The sequence below is a fragment of the Longimicrobium sp. genome, from assembly GCF_036554565.1.
Taxonomy (GTDB): Bacteria; Gemmatimonadota; Gemmatimonadetes; order Longimicrobiales; family Longimicrobiaceae; genus Longimicrobium.
Genome location: NZ_DATBNB010000513.1, coordinates 1 through 2855, shown reverse-complemented (window position 1 = coordinate 2855; position 2855 = coordinate 1). Strand labels below are relative to the sequence as shown.

2 protein-coding genes are annotated in these 2855 nt (G+C 70.6%); one reads left to right on the top strand and one right to left on the bottom strand.

Annotation, left to right across the window (positions count from 1 at the left end; translation table 11 throughout):
* On the bottom strand, nt 1-1164 hold a 1164-nt coding region (locus VIB55_RS14085), incomplete at its 3' end, for a S8 family peptidase (RefSeq protein WP_331877289.1).
* A 756-nt stretch (nt 1165-1920) separates the two neighbouring features.
* Between VIB55_RS14085 and VIB55_RS14080 the strand changes: the two genes are divergently transcribed.
* Nucleotides 1921-2855: TolB family protein (locus VIB55_RS14080; protein ID WP_331877288.1), on the top strand; the 935-nt coding region annotated here is incomplete at its 3' end.

Sequence of the window (2855 nt, the reverse complement as noted above, 5' to 3'; positions counted from 1 at the left end):
GACCACCGCGGCGACGCCGGTCACGTTCGGCGTAGCCATCGACGTGCCCTGCAGCATCTCGTAGGTGTTGCCCATGTACGAGCTCCAGATGCCCATCTCGTCGGTGGTGTTGCTGTACAGCTGGCCACCCGGGGCCGAGATGTCGAGGCCGCTGCCGTACTGCGAGTACGTGGTCAGGGTGCCGCTCCAGTTGAGCGCCGACACGGAGATGGCGTTCGGGTCGCAGGCCGGGCAGCCCACCTTGCCGCTGCCGCTGTTGCCGGCGGCCGCGATTACCAGCACGCCCTTGGTGTTGACGGCGTAGTTGATGGCGTCCTTCTCGGACTTCGACTCGATGCTGCCGCCCAGCGACAGGTTCATGGCGACCATGCCCGGGTAGTCAGCCGCCGCGTAGATGGCGTTGACGATGGCCGAGGTGGGGCAGCCGTTGGGGCCGCAGACGCGCTGAACCAGGATCTTCACGTTGGCCGCGGCGCCCGAGACACCCGCCACGCCGACCGTGCTGCCGGCCATGGTGCCGCTGGTGTGCGTGCCGTGTCCGTCTTCGTCCTCGGGGTTGTTGTCGCCGGTCACCCAGTCCTTGCCCGCGATCAGGCGGCCGGTGAACTCGGGGTGGTCCATGTCGACGCCCGTGTCGATGCTGCTGATGACCACCGGCGCGCCGCCGGCGCCCGAGCCTTCGACGACGTCCATGTCGGCGTCGGCCACCGAGCGGTAGCTATCGGGAAGCGGCTGGCCGTAGCGCGAGTCGGCCGGATCGCTGAAGTACGCCGTCATGCCGCCCGGGTTGTAGAAGGCCCACAGGCGGGAGTCGATAGCCAGCGGCTGGCGCAGGAAGTTGGGCTCGGCGTACTCCACGCGCTCGTCCTGCATCAGGCGCTCGGCCTCGGCGCGCTCGGCGCCGCGCTCAACACCCACCACGGCGGTGCGGCTGGCGGAGGCCAGGGCACGGTTGAACGAAGGTCCATCCGCGCGGCCGGTCAGATCGGTGATCGAGAAGCCGGGCTTCATCTTCACCAGCACCTCGCCGGGAACCACGGCGTCCGACACCGACTGGCGCGGGGCGATCTCGGTGGGGCGCGCCTCGGGGGCGTTGGGGGCGTCGGCGCAGGCGGCAGCCGCCAGCGTGAGCAGCCCGGCGGCTGCGATGCGGTAACGAGACATGGTTTTCCTTGCAGGGGGATGGTGCGTGAACGATACGCCTGGACGGGATTGGACAGGTCCGCTCGTTCGGTGTGATGCATCGGGGTAAGGCAACGAGCGCGCCAATCGGATACCGCCTTGTGTTTCCGCGTAACAGCTTGGTTTTAAGCGGTTTACCGATAAGTGGCTACTCTGGATAAGCGGTGCGATCCGATGCACCGCGCACCGTTCTGGTGCACTGCTCAGGGCGATGGCCCATTCCAAATCAGTGCGGACGTGGTCAGGAAACTGCTACAGAAGGATGTGTCAGGATGCGGAGCGGCCACTCGGGAGATGCATTTCGCGGGGGGCCCCTCACCCGCAAACAGCGCGGGCGAGAGGAGATCTTCGATTTCGCTTCGGAGGGTGCCGGTGCATGCCTCTGGGAGCCCCCTCCCCCCGGCCCCCTACCCCCGCTGCGCAGGGGAGGGGGAGACCTAATATGCGCTTCGGCTGGCCTGGCGCACCCGACCACGCGTGCAGTCCGCGAAGGCGGACTTTGGGCCTTTGTTGCCGCGACTTCAGTCGCCCCAGCAGGCCGAGGCCTGGGCTCCGTGTTCGCCGCCGCACCCCCTTCCGAAGTGTACCCCCTCTCCCACGCTGTTTGTGGGAGAGGGTGGCACGCGTGCCAGCGCGGCCGGGTGAGGGCGCCCTTGCGGCGTGGGGCGAGCGCTCGGCAGCTTGGGCGCCAGGCCGCGGCGTGCTCCTTGGCGGCGACAACCAGAACCCCGGACGATCATGCGTATCCGTATTCCTGTTCTCGCGGCCCTGGCGGGCGCGGCGCTCGCGGCCAGCCCCGGTGCCGCGCAGGAGAGGCGGCCCCTGACCGCGCTGGACCTGTACCAGATGCGCACGGCGGGCGGCGTGGCGCTTTCGCCGGACGGGCGGCGCGTCGCGTTCGTGCAGACGGAGGTGGACTCGGCCGAGAACCGCTACCGGCGCGACCTGTGGATCGCCAACACCGACGGCACGGGGCTGCGCCGGCTGACGTGGACCAACGCCGCCGCCATCGGCGCGCCGCGGTTTTCGCCGGACGGGCGGATGCTGGCGTTCAGCCAGGCGCGGCAGGGCGGACGCGGCCAGGTGTGGATCCTTCCCCTGGCCGAAGGCGGCGAGGCGTGGCCGCTGACCAGCCTGGCCACCGGCGCCGGCGGCCCCGTGTGGTCGCCCGACTCGCGCCGCATCGCCTTCATGTCGCAGCTCACGCCGCAGCAGCTGGCGGCTACCGACTCGGCCGCGGCCGCCGATTCCGTGCGGGCAGACTCGGCGCGCAAGCGGGTAGACGGGGCGGCGGTGCGCAACATCCACCGCGACCGGCAGGCGGCCCTCGCCTCCATCCGTGCCCTGCTGGCCGCCAACGCCGGCGAGCAGGACCCGCGGGTGGTCACCCGGCTGGACTACCTGGGCGAAACCTCCATCGAGGAAGAGCGGTACGGGCAGGTGTACGTGGTGGACGTGCGGCAGGGCGCGCGGCCAGTGCAGATCACCCGCGCCGCGTACGGCATCGGCGCGCCTGAGTGGACGCCACGCGGGGACTCGCTGGTGTACAGCGCCGGCCCGCCCGCGGCGGGGCAGCACCCCGACTACCAGCAGGAGAGCGACCTGGTGATCGCCCCCGCGTCGGGCGGCGGCACCCCCCGCACCCTCGCCGAGCCACGCTACGCCGAGAACGA